The organism is Intrasporangium sp. (assembly GCF_032907665.1).
In the GTDB taxonomy this organism is placed as follows: Bacteria; Actinomycetota; Actinomycetes; order Actinomycetales; family Dermatophilaceae; genus Intrasporangium.
In genome coordinates, this window is the sequence record NZ_JAJJPG010000030.1 from 5,326 (window position 1) to 23,289 (window position 17,964).

Consider the following 17,964-nt stretch of genomic DNA (forward strand, 5'->3'; position numbering starts at 1 on the left):
CCGACAGCACGGGCCCATGATCCACAGCCGCCGTCACCCCCACGTCCACCACCCATGACCACCACCCATGTCCGCCACCCATGTCCGCCGCGTGCGCCAGCGGCCTGCGGTCACCGCCAGCCGAGCTCGGGCGCGAGATGGGTGAGGACGCTCTCGATGACGTGCGCGTTGTAGTCGACGCCGAGCTGGTTGGGGACGGTGAGCAGCAGGGTGTCCGCAGCCGCGATCGCCTCGTCCTCGGCCAGCGCGGGGACGAGCCGGTCAGGCTCGCCGGCATACGTCTTGCCGAACCGCGCCACTCCCCCCTCGAGATGGCCCACCTGGTCCTGGCTCCCCGACTCGCGCAGGAAGTACTGCCGGTCGACGTCGCCGACGATCGGGAAGATGCTGCGGCTCACCGACACCCGCGGCTCGCGCTCGTGGCCGGCGGCCGACCAGGCCTCCCGGAACCTGTGGATCTGCTCGGCCTGGAGCTGGTGGAACGGCACGCCGGTGTCCTCGGTGAGCAGGGTGCTGCTCATGAGGTTCAGGCCGAGCCCGGCCGCCCACTCGGCGGTGGCTCGCGTGCCCGCCCCCCACCAGATGCGATCCCGCAGGCCCGGCGAGTGCGGCTCGATGCGCAGTAGGCCGGGTGGGTTGGGGAACATGGGTCGCGGATGTGGCTCTGCGAATCCCTCGCCCTCGAGGAGCTCGAGGAACACCTGGGCGTGCTCGCGGGCCATCGTCGCGGCGTCCGAGCCCTCGGCGGGCACGTGCCCGAAGTACCGGTAGCCGTCGACGACCTGCTCGGGCGACCCGCGGCTGATACCGAGCTGGAGCCGACCACCGGAGATGAGGTCGGCCGCTCCGGCGTCCTCCGCCATGTAGTGGGGGTTCTCGTAACGCATGTCGATGACGCCCGTGCCGATCTCGATCCGCGCAGTCCGCGCTCCGACGGCCGCGAGCAGCGGGAAGGGTGAGGCGAGCTGGCGTGCGAAGTGGTGCACGCGGAAGTAGGCACCGTCCGCGCCGAGCTCCTCCGCGGCCACGGCGAGGTCGATGGACTGGAGCAACGCGTCAGCGGCCGTGCGCGTCTGAGAGTGTGGCGAGGGAGTCCAGTGCCCGAAGGAGAGGAACCCGATCTTCTTCATCCGACCTCCAGGTGATCAGTGGTCAGCACCACTTCTCGGCGAGCGCGGTGATGACCGTGACGTTGCGATTGGTCGCCGGGCCGAGGATCTTCTCGATCGCAGCGTTGGACACCTTTGCTGCGTGGTAGGGGACGTCATAGCAGAAGTGGACTGCTCTGCCGCGCACGAGGATTCGCTCTCCCTCGCGTGAGAGTGCCTCCACACGCTCGACGTCCGCAGCGCTCGGAGTGGCCTTGAGGAGACTCACATACTGGCCGTATGCCGCTGGGCCGGCTTCCACGATCGCGGTGGCGTCGGCTGCCACCTGGGTCAGCTCACGGGGCGTCAGGGCGATCGTCGCAACCGGGAAGCCGCGGTCCTTCTCGAGGAGCTCCTCGAGCGCGGCCTCGAGTCTCGTGCGGGAGCGGTGCGACGCGGTCAACCTGACGTTCCCGGTCTGGATGTGGGTCTCGACGCCGCCGTAGCCGGCCTCGGCCAGCACGGCGCGCAGCTCGGCCATCGGAAACCTGCGCGCACCGATGTTGATGGCACGCAGGAAGACGAACCAGGTCGACATGAGTGCAGGCTACGCGGCCCAAACTCGCATGTCGTCGGGCAGGATGGGCAAGTGGTCGATCCGCGCACTCTGACGCTCTCGGACTTCCCGGTTCACCGTCCGGTGACCACGCGCTGGTCCGACAACGACATGTACGGGCACCTCAACAATGCGGTGTACTACGAGCTGTTCGACTCCGCCATCAACGGCTGGCAGGCGGAGCACGTGACCATCGACCCGCTGACCGACCCCACTCAGGGCGTCGTCGCGGAGTCGAGCTGCACCTTCTTCGCCGAGGTGGCGTTCCCGACCCCGATCGTGGTCGGCCTGCGCATCACCCGTCTGGGGACGAGCAGCGTGACCTACCAGCTGGGCCTGTTCGTCGATCCTGCCGCGGCGGAGGTCGGTGACGGCAGCCCCAAGGCCGTGGGCCACTGGGTCCATGTGGAGATCGACGCGGACACTCGCAGGCCGACGCCGATCCCGGAGCATCTGCGGCGATTGCTGGAGACCGCGGTCGTGGACGACCAGGCGGCGGACCCGGCATGACCGATGCCCTCGTCGAGGAGACGTGGGAGTCGTGGGCCGCCCGCGTCGCTGGAGAGCTCGCCCGGCTCGGGCCGGACGACTGGATGACGTTCGTCGTCCACGTCGATTCGGCGGCGGCCGTGGCCGAGCGGCGGGCCCAGGCGCGCAGGGGATGGCGCCGGGCCCTCGCTCCGCCCCCTCCGCCACCGCGGGTCCCGGACGTGTTCCTCCAGGCGCGACCCGTCGAGGGGGTCCTCGCCCTCGAGTGCATCGGCGACGCCGAGTTCGAGGGCATCACCGACCTCACCGTCCAGCAGCAGCAGACGCTCACCACGCTCGGCTGGGAGCGCGACGGTGCCGACCCGCGTTTCAGTGCCACCTTCGACGCGGCCGAGGTGGACGACGCTGCCGACCTGCTCGCTGCCAGTCTGCGGGGTGTGCTCGGCGCCGGATCACCGGGTCGCGTCGACGTCCGTCGGAATCGGTGAGCTGTCGCCGGAGGAGATCCGGGCGCCTGCCCTGCGCATCGTGTGTCGATACAGTGGACGCACGAATCGCTTTGCGCGCCAAGCGATCCGGCCGTCCGCCTCGGTGAGGATGACGTCGCGACGCGCATCGATGCCCCGGATGACGACGGCCGCCACCTCGTCCGCAGAGCGCCGGGACCGCTCGAGCAGGCGTTTGCCGACGGCCTCCATCCGCGCATCCGCACCGGCGAACGAGGCGCCGAGGTTGGTCCGGAAGAAGGCCGGGCAGACTGCCGAGACCGTGATTCCGTGCGGCGCCAGCTCGTGGTCGAGGGTCTCGCTCAGGGCGACGACGCCGGCCTTGACGGCGTTGTAGGACGCCATCCCGGGGGCGTGGACGAGCCCTGCGAGGGAGGCGACGTTGACGATGTGGCCGCTGCCCTGCTCCTTGAGCAGCGGCGTGAAGGTCCGGCAGCCCCTCACGACGCCGAGGAGGTTGACGTCGACGATCCGGTGCCACTCGTCCATCGTCGCCACGTCGATCCGCCCGCCGGTCGCGATCCCGGCGTTGTTGACGAGCATGTCGAGCCCGCCCCACGAGTTCTCCACGTGCGCCCGCGCAGCGGCCCAGTCCGCGTCGAGTCGCACGTCGAGCGATAGGTATTCGACGCCGGGTGGCACCGTCGCTGGTCGTCCGGACGTGACGTCTGTCGCGAGCACCCGGTCACCCCGGGCTGCGAGCCCACGCGCGAGGGCCAGCCCGAGGCCGGAGGCGGCCCCGGTGACGAGGACGCGTCGGGAGGTCGGCTGGTCTGGGTGCGAGCGCAGCGGCATACGGCAGACCCTATGACGTCCCTCAGCGGGGTTCAGCGGGGTTCAGCGGACCCGCAGCGTCACCTTCCCGAGAGCGCGACGCTCGTCGATCTCGGTCAACGCGGCGGCCACCTCGTCGAGCGGATGCGTGCTGCCGATGAGCGGGTCGATCGAGCCGTTCTCGAGGAGCGGCGTGATGGCGGTCCACTGGGCGCGGAGGTACTCGGGCTCGTTCGTCCACATCGCACCCCAGGCGACACCGACGACGCTGGTGTTGCTCAGGAGCAGCCGGTTGACCTTGACCTCGGGGATCGAGCCGGCCGTGAAGCCGATGACGAGGACGCGCCCCTCCGGCGCGAGACTGCGCAGACTGTCTGTGAAGCGGTCGCCGCCCACCGGGTCGACGACGATGTCGACGCCGCGACCGCCCGTGAGCTCCTTGGCGCTCGCGAGGAAGTCGTCGGCGTCGATGACGTGATGCGCGCCCGCCCGCTCGGCCACGGCGCGCTTCTCCGGCGACGAGACGACCGCGATGACACGGGCGTCCATCGCCCGGGCGAGCTGGATGGCGGCCGTGCCGACCCCGCCGGCGGCTCCGTGCACGAGCACGGTCTCGCCACGCTCGATCTGGGCGCGGCGGACGAGGGCGAAGTGGACGGTGAGGTAGTTCATGAGCAGCGCGGCGCCCGCCGCGAAGGACACAGCCTCGGGCAGCGGGAAGACCCTCTCCTCGGGCACCGCGACCGACTCCGCGAAGGCGCCGAGGATGGGGAAGGCGGCCACCCGGTCACCGGGCTGGAAGATGCTGTCGTCCCCCGCCCGCCGAACCACGCCGGCACACTCGGCACCCGGAATGAAGGGCAGGTCGGGCTTCATCTGGTAGAGGCCCTTGCTCTGGAGGACGTCGGGGAAGCTGACCCCCGCCTCGTGGACGTCGATGAGGACGTGGCCCGGCTCGAGGGCCGGCTCCTCGACGTCCTCGACGGTGACGGCGGCGGGTCCTTCGAGGACGCTGACTCTGGCTGCTCGCATGTACCGGACAGTAGTCCGGGCCGGCGCCCGGCGGGGCTGTGACGTCGGCTACGTCGGGCGGGACGCCTAGGCTGGCCGCGTGATCGAACCGCTGACGCGGCTCCCCGACGGGACCATCAAGCAGGTCAACCCCTTCACGGGGACCAAGGTGTGGACGCTCCCGGGACGAGGCCGCCGGCCCATCGATCGCGCGGCTCGGGCGCCACTGCCCATCGACCCGGCCGACGCCGACCGGATCTGCGCCTTCTGCCCCGGGCGGGTGCTCGAGACGACGCCGGAGATCGCTCGCCTCGTCCGCGATCCTGCCACACCGGACGGGTGGCGCGAGGTCCGCGGACTGACAGCGGAGGAGGTCGTGGCCATGCCGGCGGAGTTCCGGCTCCTGCCCAACCTCTTCGAGATCCTCTCCTACGACTACTGGCACCTCACCCACGGCTGGGAGCCGACCGTGGCCATGCGTGCCCGCCAGCAGGCCTACCTCTCGACGCCTGCGGGGCGTGAGCACGTGGGGCGACTGGCCCGGACCAGGATGGACGCCCGCGACGCCAACAGTAGGGCCGACAAACCCCTCAGTGAGGCCGACGTGGAGCGTGAGGCGGTCGGGCTCTTCGCCGGCAACCACCTGCTCGTGGTGGCACGACGGCACTACGAACCCGGAGCGCACGTCGACTCTCTGCTGCGAGGGTCCGGGCGGCTGACACCCGAGGAGCACTGGAAGTACGTCGAGTTCACGATCTCGGCGATGCACGGTCTCTACCGCGACAACGAGCACGCGCGCTATGTCAGTGTGTTCCAGAACTGGCTCCAGGCCGCAGGCGCGTCCTTCGACCACCTCCACAAGCAGGTGGTCGCCATCGACGAGCTCGGCGCCCAGCTCGAGCGCGAGGCAGCTCAGGTCGCGCGTGACCGTGACCTCTACGAGCGGTGGGGCCACACCTATGCCGACAGCCAGGGCCTCGTCGTCGCCCGCACCTCCACGGCAGTCGCGTTCGCCGGCATCGGGCACCGCTTCCCCTCGCTGGAGGTGCACTCACTCGTCGACGACCGGTGCCCCTGGGACCTCACGGTCGATCAGGTGCGTGACTTCTCCGACCTCCTCCACGCCTGCCACGCCGCAACAGGCGTCGACGTGCCGACGAACGAGGAGTGGCACCACCGACCACCGTCGCTCGACCTGCCGATGCCGCTCCGGGCGGTGCTCAAGTGGCGCGTCTCGACGCTCGCGGGCTTCGAGGGAGGGACGAAGATCTACGTCAACACGATCAGCCCGTGGTCGGTCCACGAGCGCACCATGGGCCGGCTCCGGATGCTCGCGGCCGACGGGGAGCTGTCGGAGCGGGTCCAGCTCAGCGGAACGACATCGACTCGGTGACGTCGCCACGGAGCAGCTCGCGGCGATCGGGCAGGTAGCTCTGGCGCATGAGCCAGGGCGCCCGGTCGCCCTGGCGAGGCAGCGTCGCTGCGGCGCGACGCACGTAGCCGGACCGGAGGGGCAGGAGCGGGCGCCCGGCCAGGTCAGGGGGCGGGTCGGGGACGGCCACGCGCAGGCCGTGCCGGTCCAGGTGGGCCAGGAGTCGGCAGACGTACCGTGACGCGAGGTCGGCACGGAGCGTCCACGACGCGTTGACGTAGCCGAGGCTCAGGGCGAGGTTGGGCACCCCTGCAAGCATGAGTCCGCGATAGACGAAGAGCTCGGCCGGGGACCGACGCTCGCCGTCGACACTGAGGTCGATCCCACCGGCGGGGAGCAGCTCGAGGCCCGTGGCCGTCACGATGACGTCGGCCGGCAGGTCTCGACCGGACGTGAGCCGGATGCCCTCGGTGGTGAACGTCTCGATGGTGTCGGTGACGAGGTCGACCAGCCCCTGCCGAATCGCGTCGAAGAGGTCGCCGTCGGGCACGACGCAGAGTCGCTCGTCCCAGGGGTCGTAACGCGGGGTGAAGTGCTCCGCGACGAGAGCGGGGTCGCCGAGGCCGCGGGCCATCCCCCTCGTGAGCAGGGCCCGCGCGAGTCGGGGGGCGCGCCGGGAGAGCTGGTAGAACGCGTCCGTCGTGAGGACGTTCTTGTAGCGGACGATGTCACCGGCCAGCCGGTGCGGGAGCAGACGGCGCGCGGCGATGGCGAGGCGGTCCTGCCGCGGCAGTGCGACCACCCAGGTCGGCGAGCGCTGGAGGATCGTGGGGTGGGCGCCGAGCCGGGCGAGCGCGGGCGCGAGCGTGATCGCGGTGGCGCCGGAGCCGATGACGACGACGCGTCGACCGGCGACCTCGAGGTCCTCCGGCCAGAACTGCGGGTGGACGACGGGGCCGGGGAAGTCTGCCTCACCGGGGAAGTCGGGTCGGTGGCCGTGGGCGTAGTCGTAGTAGCCGCTGCACAGGTGGAGGAAGTCGCACGTCAGCTCGAGCCGCCCGTCCGCGCGCTCAACCGTCAGCGTCCACCGCGCCTCGTCGCTCGACCACTCCGCGGCGGCGACCCGGTGGCCGTAGCGCACGCGCTCGTCGATCCCGTGTCGGGATGCCGTGCGGCGGAGGTAGGTGAGGATCCGGTCCCCGTCGGCGATGGCGTCTCGCCCGTCCCACGGCGCGAAGGGGAAGCCGAGCGTGGCGAGGTCGGAGTCCGAGCGCACGCCGGGATAGCGGAAGAGGTCCCACGTGCCGCCCATCGCCGCGCGCGCCTCGAGGATCGCGTAGCCCTTGCCCGGCAGTTCCGTCTGCAGTCGGTAGGCGGCATCGATGCCGGAGATCCCGGCCCCGACGATGACGACGTCGAGGTGTTCCGGGGGCGTCGGCTGGCTCACGCACGACATTGTGACGTATGCCGCTGGGCTCGCTACCCGGGAGTAGCGTGCCGTTACGCTCGGCGGGGTGACGACCTACCCCCACCTGCTCGAGCCGCTCGACCTCGGTTTCACGACGCTGCCCAACCGCGTCGTCATGGGCTCGATGCACACCGGCCTCGAGGACCGAGCCAGGGACTTCGACCGGCTCGCGACGTACTTCGCCGAGCGGGCACGCGGCGGGGTCGGCCTCATGGTGACGGGCGGTTTCGCCCCCAACCTCGAGGGCTCGCTCTATCCCGGCGGCTCCGTTCTCCTCACCAGCCGTCAGGCCCGGAACCACCGGCGGATCACCGACGCGGTGCACCGTGAGGGCGGGCGGATCGCGCTCCAGATCCTGCACGCCGGCCGCTACGCCTACCACCCGCTCGCGGTGACGGCGACAACGAGCAAGGCCCCGATCTCCCGCTTCACGGCGCGCGGACTGTCGGAGCGTGGGGTGCGCCGACAGGTCGACGCCTACGCCCGGTGTGCGCGCCTCGCCCGGGAGGGCGGCTACGACGGTGTCGAGATCATGGGCTCGGAGGGCTACTTCCTCAACCAGTTCCTCGCGCCGCGGACGAACCAGCGCACCGACGCCTACGGTGGCACGCCCGAGAAGCGTCGGCGGCTGCCCGTCGACGTCGTCCGCGCCGTGCGCGAGGCGGTCGGGCCGGACTTCATCATCATCTACCGACTGTCGATGCTCGACCTCGTGCCCGACGGGCAGACGTGGGACGAGATCGTCGCCCTGGCGAAGGAGGTCGAGGCCGCAGGCGCCACGATCATCAACACCGGCATCGGCTGGCACGAGGCCCGGGTGCCCACCATCGTCACGTCGGTCCCGAGGGGCGCCTTCGTCGAGGTCACGGCCAGGCTCCGTCCGGAGGTGACGATCCCTGTCGTCGCCTCGAACCGCATCTCGATGCCCGACCTCGCCGAGCGCGTCGTCGCCGAAGGCAAGGCCGACCTCGTCTCGATGGCCCGACCCTTCCTCGCCGACGCCGACTGGGTGCGCAAGGCGTCGGAGGGCCGCACCGACGAGATCAACACGTGCATCGCCTGCAACCAGGCCTGCCTCGACCACACGTTCTCGCGGCGCACGGCCTCCTGCCTCGTCAACCCCCGGGCGGGCCACGAGACCCTGCTCGTCCTCGCCCCGACCCGCACCGTCAAACGGGTCGCCGTCGTCGGGGCCGGGCCGGCAGGGCTGGCGACGGCGGTCGCCGCCGCAGAGCGAGGTCACGTGGTGGAGCTCTTCGAGGCAGGGGACGACATCGGCGGACAGTTCGCCATCGCGATGCGGATCCCGGGCAAGGAGGACTTCGCCGAGACCATCCGCTACTACCGACGACGGCTCGAGCTCGAGGGCGTCAAGGTGCACCTCGGCCGCGCTGCCGAGGTCGCCGACCTCGTCGGCTTCGACGAGGTGGTCGTCGCGACCGGGGTCGAGCCGCGTGTCCCGGACCTGCCGGGCATCGACCACCCCAAGGTGGTCACCTACGCCCAGGTGGTCCGCGACGGGGCTCCCGTCGGTCGGACCGTCGCGGTCATGGGCGCTGGAGGCATCGGGGTCGACGTGTCGGAGTTCCTCACCCACGAGCATCACTCGGTCGAGTCGCCGCTCGGCGTCGACGAGTGGATGGCCGAGTGGGGTGTCGGCGCTCCTGACGCGTCGCGGGGCGGCCTCGTGACGCCGACCCCCGCACCGTCCCCCCGCGAGGTCCACCTGCTCCAGCGCAAGAGCTCGTCCATCGGCAGGGGTCTCGGCAGGACGACGGGCTGGGTGCACCGGGCGTCCCTGAAGGCCAAGGGTGTCCACCAGCACGTCGGGGTCAACTACGAGCGGATCGACGACGCCGGGCTGCACATCTCCTATGGCGACGAGCGGCGGGACCCGCAGGTGCTCGATGTCGAGACGATCGTGCTCTGCACGGGGCAGGAGTCGGTCAACGGCCTCGTGCCCGCCCTGCGCGAGCAGGGCGTCAGCGTCCACGTCATCGGTGGAGCCGACGTCGCGGCCGAGCTGGACGCCAAGCGCGCCATCAAGCAGGGCACGGAGCTCGCAGCGCGTCTCTGACGCCCCCTCGGCCGACGTCTGGGCGAGCCGATGGATTAGCGTGGGGCGGGAGAAGGAGGCTCCGATGATCGTGTGCACGACGCTCGGCCCGGACGGCACTGTGGGAGGTGGACTCGGCCGTGCCTCACGCGTGGCCGTCGCCTCCGTCGAGGACGGGGAGGTCTCGACGTGGGAGGAGCACTCCGTCGGCTGGGACGCGCTCCACGACGAGGGGACCGAGGGCGCTCACCACGCCCGCATCGTCCGGTTCCTGCGTGAACAGGGCGTCGAGGTGGTCGTCGCGCGCGGCATCGGCGCGGGGATGCAGCGCACGCTCGGCACGATGGGACTGCGCGTCGTCGTCGGCGTCGAGGGCGACGCTCGCCAAGCCGTCATCGCGGCGGCCGGCTGATCCACCCCAACCGCACCAGCGGTGCGCTGACCGACGAACCGACGGTCAGGTCGTGTGCCGCTGGGCCGGCTCCTCGAGTGCCGCGCGGATCACCCGGGTGGCCTTGCCGACGCCGTCCTCCGCCCGAATGCCCGCTCCGAGCGCGACGGCCGCACGCTCGACCTCGGGGTGGGACGCTGACGCGATGGCGGCGGCGAGGCGGTCGGCGGACAGGTGTTTGCGGTGCATCGGCGCGGCTCCCACGCCGAGCTCGTGGACGCGTCGGCCCCAGTAGGGCTGGTCGGCGATGTGGGGGACGACGACCTGCGGCACGCCCGCACGGAGCGCGGCAGCGGTCGTCCCTGCGCCGCCGTGGTGGATGACGACGGACATCTGCGGGAAGAGGGCGTCGTGCGGGACGTCGTCGATGGCGAGGACCGAGTCGGGCAGGTCCTCGGCCGGCAGGCCCGCCCAACCGGCGCTGAGCACCCCTCGCCTCCCGAGCCGGGCCAGCGCGTCGACGAAGGCCCGCACGACGCCGGCTGGATCCGCGGTCGCCATCGAGCCGAGGCCGAGGTAGACCGGCGGCGGACCAGTGGCGAGGAAGTCGGAGAGTCCACGCGGCGGCTCCCAGGGGCTGGACCGCGGGGCGAACCAGAAGCCGGTCGTCGTGAGGTTCGCCCCCCACTCCGGCGCCCTCGGCACGATGCGAGGACTGACCGCGAGCACCGTCGGCACGCGCCTGGCCGCAGCAACATACTGTCGGAACGTCGCCCGCGGCAGGCCCAGCCGGCGGCGGACGACACCGCCCGGAGACCGCACGACGTCCCACGCCGCGTAGGCAGCCGCCCATCCCCAGGCCCGGTTGAGCCAGGACGTCTGCTGCGGGCGCAGCGCGAATGTTGCCGAGCGCCCTTGGGCCGTGGGCCAGGTCGGCTGGAACATCGCGAAGACGTGGGGCTTTGCGGCGCGGGACGCGAGGGCCTCCATCGCCTCGAACGTCATGGGGCCGGACACGAACGCATCCGCCCGGTCCGTCAGTCGGATGAGGTCGTCGGCCAGGGGCTCGGCGACGTAGCGCACGACCTTGCGCATGAGATAGGCCTCGCGCTGCTGGTTGGTGCTGGTGCCGCCGAGCCACTTCTGGCCGAGCTCGCTCCGGACCCCCTCCATGATGCCGAAGGAGAGCGGCTCGACGTCGAGGCCGTGCTCCGCGACGAGGCCCGCGAAGTCGGCGGCCGCCGCGACGGAGACAGCGAACCCCTCGCGTCGCAGGCGGTCCCCGAGGGCGAGCATCGGCTGGACGTCGCCGCGCGAGCCCATCGCGAGAAGGAGGATCCTCACGCCAGCAGCTCGCGGACCCTCGGTGCGACCTCGGTGGCGTAGAGCCGGATGCTCTCCATCCGCTTCTCGTGCGGGAGCGTCCCGACGGAGTACTTGAGCTGGAAGCGCGTCGCGCCGAGGAGCTGCATCGTGTCGGCGATCTTGCGGGCGACGGTCTCGGGCGAGCCGCAGTAGATCGCGCCGTCCGGACCGAGCTGCTGCTTGGCCTGCTCGATGGTCGTCGGTGCCCAGCGACGCTCGCGGCCGAGCTTGTTCATGTAGGCCACCGAGTGCGGCAGGAACTCCTCCTGCGCCTGCTCGTCGGTGGCCGCGACGTAGCCGGGTGAGTGGACCCCGACGGGGAGCGGCTCCTTGCCCATCTCGCCGAGGGCGCGTCGGTAGAGCTCGGCGAGCGGGACGAACTGCCTGGCCGACCCGCCGATGATGGCGATGACGACGGGGAAGCCGTAGTGCGCCGCCCGGACGACCGACTGCGGCGTCCCGCCGACGCCCACCCAGACGGGCAGGTGGCCGGACTCCGTCGCAGGCTGGACGAACTCGACGTCGACAGGCGGACGGATCGTGCCCTCCCAGTGGACGGGCCGCTCGGCGACGACGGCCGCGAGCAGGCTGAGCTTCTCGTCGAAGAGGGTCTCGTAGTCCGACAGCTCGAGCCCGAAGAGGGGGAACGACTCGATGAACGAGCCGCGGCCGACGGTGATCTCGGCGCGGCCACGCGAGATGGCGTCCACGGTCGAGAAGCGCTGGAAGACCCGGATCGGGTCGTCGGACGAGAGGACGGTGACCGAGGTGCCGAGCCGGATCCGCTCGGTCCGGGCGGCGAGCGCCGCGAGGACCGTGTCGGGCGCGGAGATCGCGTAGTCCCTCCGGTGGTGCTCGCCTATCCCGAAGAAGTCGAGGCCGAGCCGGTCGGCGAGCTCGCCCTCGGCGAGGACCTCGCGGATGACGACCGCCGGGTGGAGCGGCTGCCCATCGGGCCGGTTGGCGATGTCTCCGAAGGTGTCGAGTCCGAGTTCGAGGCTCATGGGCCCATCGTAGGTTTGGCGCGGTGGCCGGACTCGACGTCGAGCCGCGACAGCAGGGACGAGAGCGTATGCCGCTGGGCCGGCGTGAGCGCCCCGAAGAAGTCCGCGGCGGCGTCCTTGCGCAGCGCGTCGGTCCGTGCGAGGACGTCCTCGCCGCGATCGGTGAGGGAGACGGTCAGCGCTCTCCGGTCACCGGGGTCGGGAGCGCGCGACACGAGTCCGCGGGACTCGAGCCGGTCGACGACGTCGGTGGCCGATCGCGGGGCGATGCGCAGGTGCTCGGCGACGACACCGAGCCGGGTCGGCCCGTGGTGGCCGATGACCCGCAGGGCCCGCGCATCGTGGGGCGACAGGTCGAGTCCGCCGACCTCGCCGAGCCCCGAGGACATGCGCCGCCGCAGCGCTCGGGCCGCGCCGAGGAGCAGCTCGTCGAGGGGGACCTCCGGGTCGCCTGCCATGTCAGGAGCATACGGACCCGGCCCCGCGCATCCGGAACCACGGCGGGGGAGCGAGCCCAGCGGCATACGGCAATATTGCGTTGCTACCTCATAGTGAGGTAACCTCACCATTGTGTGTCGACGAAGAGTGACGAGGTGACCACATGAACGACGTCCATTCCCCCGGCGGCCGCGGCGGCCGTCCACCCGAGCGAGTCGACCCGCGGGACCGCGACCAGCTCGCCGAGTCACCGGTCTCGCTCGGCCGGGTCGCCGCGCTCTTCGCGCCGCACCGCACCCCGATCGCGGTCGTCACCGCGATCATCGTCGTGATCTCGGTCATCTCGGTGGCTCAGCCCTTCCTGTTGCGGATCGTCATCGACGACGCCCTGCCCCACCAGGACGTGGGCCTGCTCGTCAAGGCCGTCGGCGGCATGCTCGCCGTCACCGTGGTGGCCCAGCTGCTCGGCGTCGTCCAGACCTGGATGACGACGTCCGTCGGCCAGCGGGTCCTGCACGGCCTGCGCACCGACGTCTTCCGTCACCTCCAGCGTCAGGCCATGGCCTTCTTCACCCGTACGCGCGGTGGCGAGATCCAGTCGCGACTGACGCACGACATCTCCGGGCTCCAGTCGGTCATCACGACCACGGCGACCTCGATCGCGAGCAACCTGACGACCGCCGTCGCGACGGTCATCGCCATGGTTGCCCTCAGCCCACGGCTCTCGCTCCTCTCGCTCATCGTCCTCCCGCCGGCGTTCTGGACGACGAGGCGCGTCGCGCTCCTGCGCCGCGACATCACCACCGCACGACAGCGACGGCTCGCCGACCTGCACAGCCAGGTCGAGGAGGGCCTCACCGTGAGCGGTGCGATGCTCATCAAGACCCTCGGCGCTTCGGAACGCACGGCCGACCGGTTCACCGGCACCTCGCGCGACCTCGTCGACCTCGAGCTGCGTTCCCAGCTCGCCGGCCGCTACCAGATGGCGACGATGCAGATCGTCTTCGCCGCCATCCCGGCGCTCCTCTATCTCGCCGCCGGGTTCCCAGCCACGTCGGGCGGGATGACGATCGGCACCCTCATCGCCTTCACCACCCTCCAGGCCGCGATCTTCCGGCCGGTGATGGGCCTGCTCAACGTCGGCGCCCAGTGGGTCACGTCGATGGCCCTGCTGAGCCGGATCTTCGGCTACCTCGACCTGCCCGTGGACGTCGCTCCGCCGACGAGACCCGTGGCCCTCCAGCCGAGCGCCGTGCGCGGCGAGGTGCGGTTCGAGGAGGTGAGCTTCACCCACGACGGTGAGACGTATGCCGTCGACGACGTCACGCTCCACGTGCCGGCCGGCTCGACGCTGGCGCTCGTCGGCGAGACCGGCTCGGGCAAGTCCACCCTCGCCGGCCTCGTGTCCCGGCTGGCCGACCCGGTGCGCGGACGGGTGACCATGGACGGGGTGGACCTGCGCGACGTCGACCCGGAGGACCTGGCCCGGGTCGTCGGGGTCGTCACCCAGGAGACCTATCTCGTCCACGCCTCGATCCGCGAGAACCTCCTGCTCGCCGCGCCCGACGCGACCGACGACGAGCTGTGGCGCGCCCTCGAGACGGCGCAGGTCGCCCCCCTCGTCGCCGCGCTCCCCCGTGGACTCGACACGGTGGTCGGGGCACGGGGCCACCGCTTCAGCGGTGGTGAGAAGCAGCGGCTCGCCATCGCTCGGACGCTCCTACGGAACCCGCGTGTGCTCGTCCTCGACGAGGCGACCAGCGCCCTCGACAACGAGACCGAGCGGGAGCTCCAGGCCGCCCTCGACCGGCTCATGGCCGGCCGGACGACGATCACCATCGCACACCGGCTCTCGACGATCCGGGACACCGAGCAGATCGCGGTCCTCGACCGGGGTCGGGTCGTCGAGCTCGGCGACCACGACACGCTGCTGGCGTCCGGCGGACGCTACTCCCGCCTCGTGCGCTCTCGGTCCGAGGCGGGAGTCCTGGTCGGGTGAGCCAGCCCACCGCCGCCTGACTTCGCCTGCCCCGAAGAAGCACCGGGCAGCCCATTGTGGAGCACCCTGTCCCCGGCCGCTCGGTGCGGTACGTCTCGACCAGGTTCTCAGTCGGCCGGGCCGTAGTCGAGGTGGACGACCCCGTTGTCGTAGACGTCGGTCGCCTTGAGCCGCAACTTCGTCGGGTCGACGCCGTCACGGAAGAGCCGCTCCCCGGTGCCACGCGCGACCGGGTAGACGAACAGGTGCAGGTCGTCGACCAGCCCGTCGGCGAGGAGCCCGCGGACCAGGGTTCCGCTGCCCGAGACGTAGATGGTGCCGTCGGTCTCGTCCTTGAGGCGACGGATCGCCTCCGGGTCGTAGGCGCCGAGACGGGTCGAGGGTCCCCACTCGACGTTGGGCTCGGTCGCACCGACGACGTACTTGCGGGTGTCGTTGAAGAACGGGGCTCCGGGATCGTCCTCGACGGTGCGGGTCGACCACGCCGGAGCGAACATCTCGTAGGTCCTCCGCCCGAGGAGGATCGCCTTCGCCGAGCCGGTGACCTCCCCCAGGGTCTCGCCCATCCTCGGGTCGAAGCCGTATTCGAACGTCCAGGTCGGGTCCTCGTAGACCCCGTCCACTGCGATGAACTCGTGAACTGCGATGGTGCCCATGGTCGCCCCATTTCTGCTGTTTCGACGGTCGCACCACCCTTGCGAGAGAAGCAGGCCTCGGTCAACCGGAATCGTGGCAAGGGCTCGGCGCCAAGGTGCGCGTCGGACACGGACTTCGACGACGTCCCGGGACTCCGCCGGATCGAGCCGAGCGAGGTGTGAAACGGTGGTGTCGTGCAGCTACGTGAGCCCGCGAACCTCGTGTCGCCCAGAGCGATCCGGATGTGGACGGTGGACTCGATCCTCGGGTCCCTCCTGCTGGGAGCTGGACAGCTCGTCTGGTGGTTCCTCGACGACGCCCCGGACCGCACTCCGCACCAGGTCGTGGCAGTGGCCTGGTTCGTCCTGTCGGTCGCCTACGTCGTCGGCATGCCCCGGTGGCGCTACCGCGTGCACCGCTGGGAGGCAACGCCGCACGCGATCTACACCCAGACCGGCTGGTTCAACCAGGAGCGCCGCATCGCGCCGCTCTCCCGCGTGCAGACGGTCGACCTGGAGCGCGGGCCGATCGCACAGCTGTTCAACCTCGCGACCGTGACGGTGACCACGGCCTCTGCCGCGGGCCCGCTCGAGATCGCCGGGCTCGACCTCAGCGTGGCGAAGGAACTCGTCGAGACGCTCACCAGTGCCGCCGTGGCCGAGAAGGGCGACGCCACGTGAGCGAGCCGACTGCGGGTCCGCCGCCGGAGCCGGAGTGGCGTCGCCTGGACGGACGCATGCTGCTCATCCACCCGCTCCAGGCCCTCCTGCGAGCCCTCCCGGCGTTCCTGGCGATCTTCGTGGCGCGGCTCGGCAGCGACGACTCCGACCGCTGGGAGCTGCTCGTCCTGCCGGTGGTCATCGCCTTCGGCCTGCTCCGGTGGGTCACGACCCGCTACCGGATCAGCCCCGAGCAGATCGAGCTCCGGTGGGGCCTGCTCACGAAGCAGACCCGGACGGCGCGACTCGACAAGGTGCGCACGGTCGACCTCACCGCCCAGCTGCACCACCGCGCGCTCGGCCTGGCCAAGGTCGAGATCTCGACGGGCAGCGCCACGAAGGACCGCCTCGTGCTCGACTCCCTCGGCGTCGAGGAGGGCCGACGGCTCCGGAGCGAGCTGCTCCACCGGGTCGACCCCGCCCTCGCGGCCCTGCCCGCCCCGACCGGTGAGGCCGTCGACCTCGGGCTGCCCCCGCCCGCCACCGAGGCCCCGGCAGGCGACGAGGAGCTGCTGAGGCTCGACCCGGGCTGGATCCGGTTCGCGCCGTTCACGATGACCGGCCTCGGCTCCGCGGCCGCCATCTTCGGCTTCGTGAGCCAGGGCCTCGGCCGCTTCTCCGAGGAGGGTGACGTCTTCGAGTCGGGAGCCACGTGGCTTCGCGGTCTCGCCTGGTGGGTGGACGTCATCGGCATCCTGCTCCTCGTCTCGGTGCTCGCCGTCGGTGCCTATGTCCTGTCCTTCTGGGGCTTCCGCCTGACCCGCAACCGGACCGGGAGCCTCCACACGCGCCGGGGCCTGCTGACGAGCCGCGAGGTCGGCATCGACCACACCCGGCTTCGCGGTGTCGAGCTCGGTGAACAGCTCGGCCTGCGGCTGGCCGGTGGCAGGCGGCTCAAGGCAGTGAGCACCGGCCTGCAGGGCGAGGCCGGTGGTGGCTCCGACTGGCTCTCCCCACCCGCCCCCGTCGACGTCGTGTCATCCGTCGCCACCTCGGTGACGGGCGATGCAGTCGCCGTCTCGGGGACCCTTCGGGAGCACGGCCCGGCAGCTGCACGCCGCCGTCTCACGCGGGCGCTGCTCCTCCCGACCGCGGCCTCCCTGGTCCTGGTGACGGGCTGGCGCCTGTGGGACTGGCCGGGGTGGCCCTTCTGGTTCATCCTGCCCTTGGTCGTGGCCGCCTGGTTCCTCGGCCTCGACCGCTATCGAGGTCTGGGGCACCTCGTCACCGCCAACCACCTCGTGTCGCGAGGCGGCTCCCTGGACCGACGCCGGGTCGTCCTCGCCCGAGCCGGTGTCATCGGCTGGACGGTGCGGCAGTCCTTCTTCCAGCGGCGCGCAGGCGTGGTGACCCTCGTCGCGACGACCGCGGCCGGGCGGCAGCACTACGACCTCGTCGACCTCCCGCCGGAGCGCGCCTACGAGCTCATCGGCGAGCTCAGTCCGGAGCTCATGGCTCAGTTCTCGTGAGCGTCCGGCCGACGCGGCTCCGCCTGCTCAGCCAGGTCGGCCAGCCGATCGACCGAGGCCATGAGGCGGTCGGTCGTCGTCGCCAAGGCCCGGGGGAACCGCGCCTCGTCGGTCAGCTCCGTCCAGTCATAGGTGTGGGTGACGCGGGTGCGGCGCTCGTCGACGGGGTCGAGCTCCCAGCGCCAGAGGTGCCCGGGCGGCGCCTGGCCGGGCTCCGCCGGCCGCCAGGCGATCCGACGCCCCTCCTCGAACTCGACGACATGGTTCTCCCGCATCCGCCCCTTGGTGGTCCGCATGAGGAACCGGTCGCCCACGCGATGGACGCGCTGGCCGGGGTCGGCCGCGTCGAGGTTGTCGTTGCCGTCCCATCGCGGCTGCTCGGCCGGGTCGGCGATGAGCTCGAAGATCCGGTCCGCGGCCGCCGCGACCTCGCGTCGCGCCGACACGAACCGCGCCGCTCGGGGTGAAAGGGGTTCACTGGCGGGCTCGCTCGTGGAGGTCATGGCCCATCGAAGCACGGCCCTGCCCGGACTTGACGAGGGGTGGGAATGCGATGCAAAGTT

The 17,964-nt window shown here is 71.4% G+C and carries 18 protein-coding genes; 8 read left to right on the plus strand and 10 right to left on the minus strand.

From position 1 onward, the window contains the following. Positions 1–110 precede the first annotated feature (110 nt). Entirely contained in the window at positions 111–1,130 is a 1,020-nt protein-coding gene (locus tag LOY02_RS06840) for an LLM class flavin-dependent oxidoreductase (protein ID WP_317181585.1), read from the minus strand. A 22-nt stretch (positions 1,131–1,152) separates the two neighbouring features. Then, positions 1,153–1,686 (minus strand): DUF1697 domain-containing protein, encoded by a 534-nt coding sequence (locus LOY02_RS06845; RefSeq protein WP_317181586.1) that lies wholly within the window; start codon positions 1,684–1,686, stop codon positions 1,153–1,155. Between the two features lie 51 nt (positions 1,687–1,737). Here LOY02_RS06845 and LOY02_RS06850 point away from each other — a divergent pair, with 51 nt between their 5' ends. Beyond that, a complete protein-coding gene (locus LOY02_RS06850) occupies positions 1,738–2,214 on the plus strand; it encodes a thioesterase family protein (protein ID WP_317181587.1) in 477 nt (158 codons plus the stop codon). Continuing rightward, positions 2,211–2,681, plus strand: coding sequence for a TY-Chap domain-containing protein (locus LOY02_RS06855; RefSeq protein WP_317181588.1), 471 nt, complete (start codon positions 2,211–2,213; stop codon positions 2,679–2,681). The genes LOY02_RS06850 and LOY02_RS06855 overlap by 4 nt, the downstream gene beginning before the upstream one ends. Here LOY02_RS06855 and LOY02_RS06860 read toward each other — a convergent pair. Continuing rightward, entirely contained in the window at positions 2,646–3,494 is an 849-nt protein-coding gene (locus LOY02_RS06860) for an SDR family NAD(P)-dependent oxidoreductase (RefSeq protein WP_317181589.1), read from the minus strand. The two genes, LOY02_RS06855 and LOY02_RS06860, sit on opposite strands and share 36 nt — an antisense overlap. 42 nt (positions 3,495–3,536) lie before the next feature. After that, positions 3,537–4,505, minus strand: coding sequence for an NADPH:quinone oxidoreductase family protein (locus LOY02_RS06865; protein ID WP_317181590.1), 969 nt, complete (start codon positions 4,503–4,505; stop codon positions 3,537–3,539). 79 nt (positions 4,506–4,584) lie between these two features. Here LOY02_RS06865 and LOY02_RS06870 point away from each other — a divergent pair, with 79 nt between their 5' ends. Then, the gene (locus LOY02_RS06870) at positions 4,585–5,877 is read left to right on the plus strand and encodes a DUF4921 family protein (RefSeq protein ID WP_317181591.1); all 1,293 of its coding nucleotides are present in this window, start codon (positions 4,585–4,587) and stop codon (positions 5,875–5,877) included. On the opposite strand, the gene LOY02_RS06875 is transcribed toward LOY02_RS06870, so the two are convergent. Further along, positions 5,852–7,303 (minus strand): NAD(P)/FAD-dependent oxidoreductase, encoded by a 1,452-nt coding sequence (locus tag LOY02_RS06875; protein WP_317181592.1) that lies wholly within the window; start codon positions 7,301–7,303, stop codon positions 5,852–5,854. The two genes, LOY02_RS06870 and LOY02_RS06875, sit on opposite strands and share 26 nt — an antisense overlap. A gap of 67 nt (positions 7,304–7,370) precedes the next feature. On the opposite strand from LOY02_RS06875, the gene LOY02_RS06880 reads away from it, so the two are divergent. Continuing rightward, on the plus strand, positions 7,371–9,401 hold the full coding sequence (locus LOY02_RS06880) for an NADPH-dependent 2,4-dienoyl-CoA reductase (protein WP_317181593.1): 2,031 nt from the start codon (positions 7,371–7,373) through the stop codon (positions 9,399–9,401). 64 nt (positions 9,402–9,465) lie between these two features. After that, complete coding sequence (locus LOY02_RS06885) at positions 9,466–9,792, plus strand: NifB/NifX family molybdenum-iron cluster-binding protein (protein WP_317181594.1); 327 nt, start codon at positions 9,466–9,468, stop codon at positions 9,790–9,792. 45 nt (positions 9,793–9,837) lie between these two features. Here LOY02_RS06885 and LOY02_RS06890 read toward each other — a convergent pair whose 3' ends face one another. Genes LOY02_RS06890 through LOY02_RS06900 form a run of 3 tightly spaced genes read right to left on the minus strand, consistent with a single transcriptional unit; the run spans position 9,838 to position 12,598 of the window. Next, on the minus strand, positions 9,838–11,115 hold the full coding sequence (locus LOY02_RS06890) for a glycosyltransferase (RefSeq protein WP_317181595.1): 1,278 nt from the start codon (positions 11,113–11,115) through the stop codon (positions 9,838–9,840). After that, positions 11,112–12,140: an LLM class flavin-dependent oxidoreductase gene (locus LOY02_RS06895; RefSeq protein ID WP_317181596.1), complete on the minus strand. Its 1,029-nt coding sequence runs from the start codon at positions 12,138–12,140 to the stop codon at positions 11,112–11,114. Before LOY02_RS06895 ends, LOY02_RS06890 begins: the two co-directional genes overlap by 4 nt. Beyond that, a complete protein-coding gene (locus tag LOY02_RS06900) occupies positions 12,137–12,598 on the minus strand; it encodes a MarR family winged helix-turn-helix transcriptional regulator (protein ID WP_317181597.1) in 462 nt (153 codons plus the stop codon). The genes LOY02_RS06895 and LOY02_RS06900 overlap by 4 nt, the downstream gene beginning before the upstream one ends. A 143-nt stretch (positions 12,599–12,741) precedes the next feature. On the opposite strand from LOY02_RS06900, the gene LOY02_RS06905 reads away from it, so the two are divergent. Further along, positions 12,742–14,577 carry an ABC transporter ATP-binding protein gene (locus LOY02_RS06905; RefSeq protein ID WP_317181598.1) on the plus strand — a complete coding sequence of 612 codons (1,836 nt, stop codon included), beginning with the start codon at positions 12,742–12,744 and terminating at the stop codon, positions 14,575–14,577. A gap of 107 nt (positions 14,578–14,684) precedes the next feature. Here LOY02_RS06905 and LOY02_RS06910 read toward each other — a convergent pair whose 3' ends face one another. Beyond that, a complete protein-coding gene (locus LOY02_RS06910) occupies positions 14,685–15,233 on the minus strand; it encodes a dihydrofolate reductase family protein (protein ID WP_317181599.1) in 549 nt (182 codons plus the stop codon). Between the two features lie 174 nt (positions 15,234–15,407). Here LOY02_RS06910 and LOY02_RS06915 point away from each other — a divergent pair, with 174 nt between their 5' ends. Both LOY02_RS06915 and LOY02_RS06920 read left to right on the plus strand, forming a co-directional pair. Continuing rightward, entirely contained in the window at positions 15,408–15,893 is a 486-nt protein-coding gene (locus LOY02_RS06915; protein WP_317181600.1) for a PH domain-containing protein, read from the plus strand. Beyond that, positions 15,890–17,401: a PH domain-containing protein gene (locus tag LOY02_RS06920; protein ID WP_317181601.1), complete on the plus strand. Its 1,512-nt coding sequence runs from the start codon at positions 15,890–15,892 to the stop codon at positions 17,399–17,401. The genes LOY02_RS06915 and LOY02_RS06920 overlap by 4 nt, the downstream gene beginning before the upstream one ends. Here the strand turns inward: LOY02_RS06920 and LOY02_RS06925 are convergent. Next, positions 17,389–17,904 carry an SRPBCC family protein gene (locus tag LOY02_RS06925; protein ID WP_317181602.1) on the minus strand — a complete coding sequence of 172 codons (516 nt, stop codon included), beginning with the start codon at positions 17,902–17,904 and terminating at the stop codon, positions 17,389–17,391. The genes LOY02_RS06920 and LOY02_RS06925 overlap by 13 nt on opposite strands. Between the last annotated feature and the right edge of the window lie 60 nt (positions 17,905–17,964).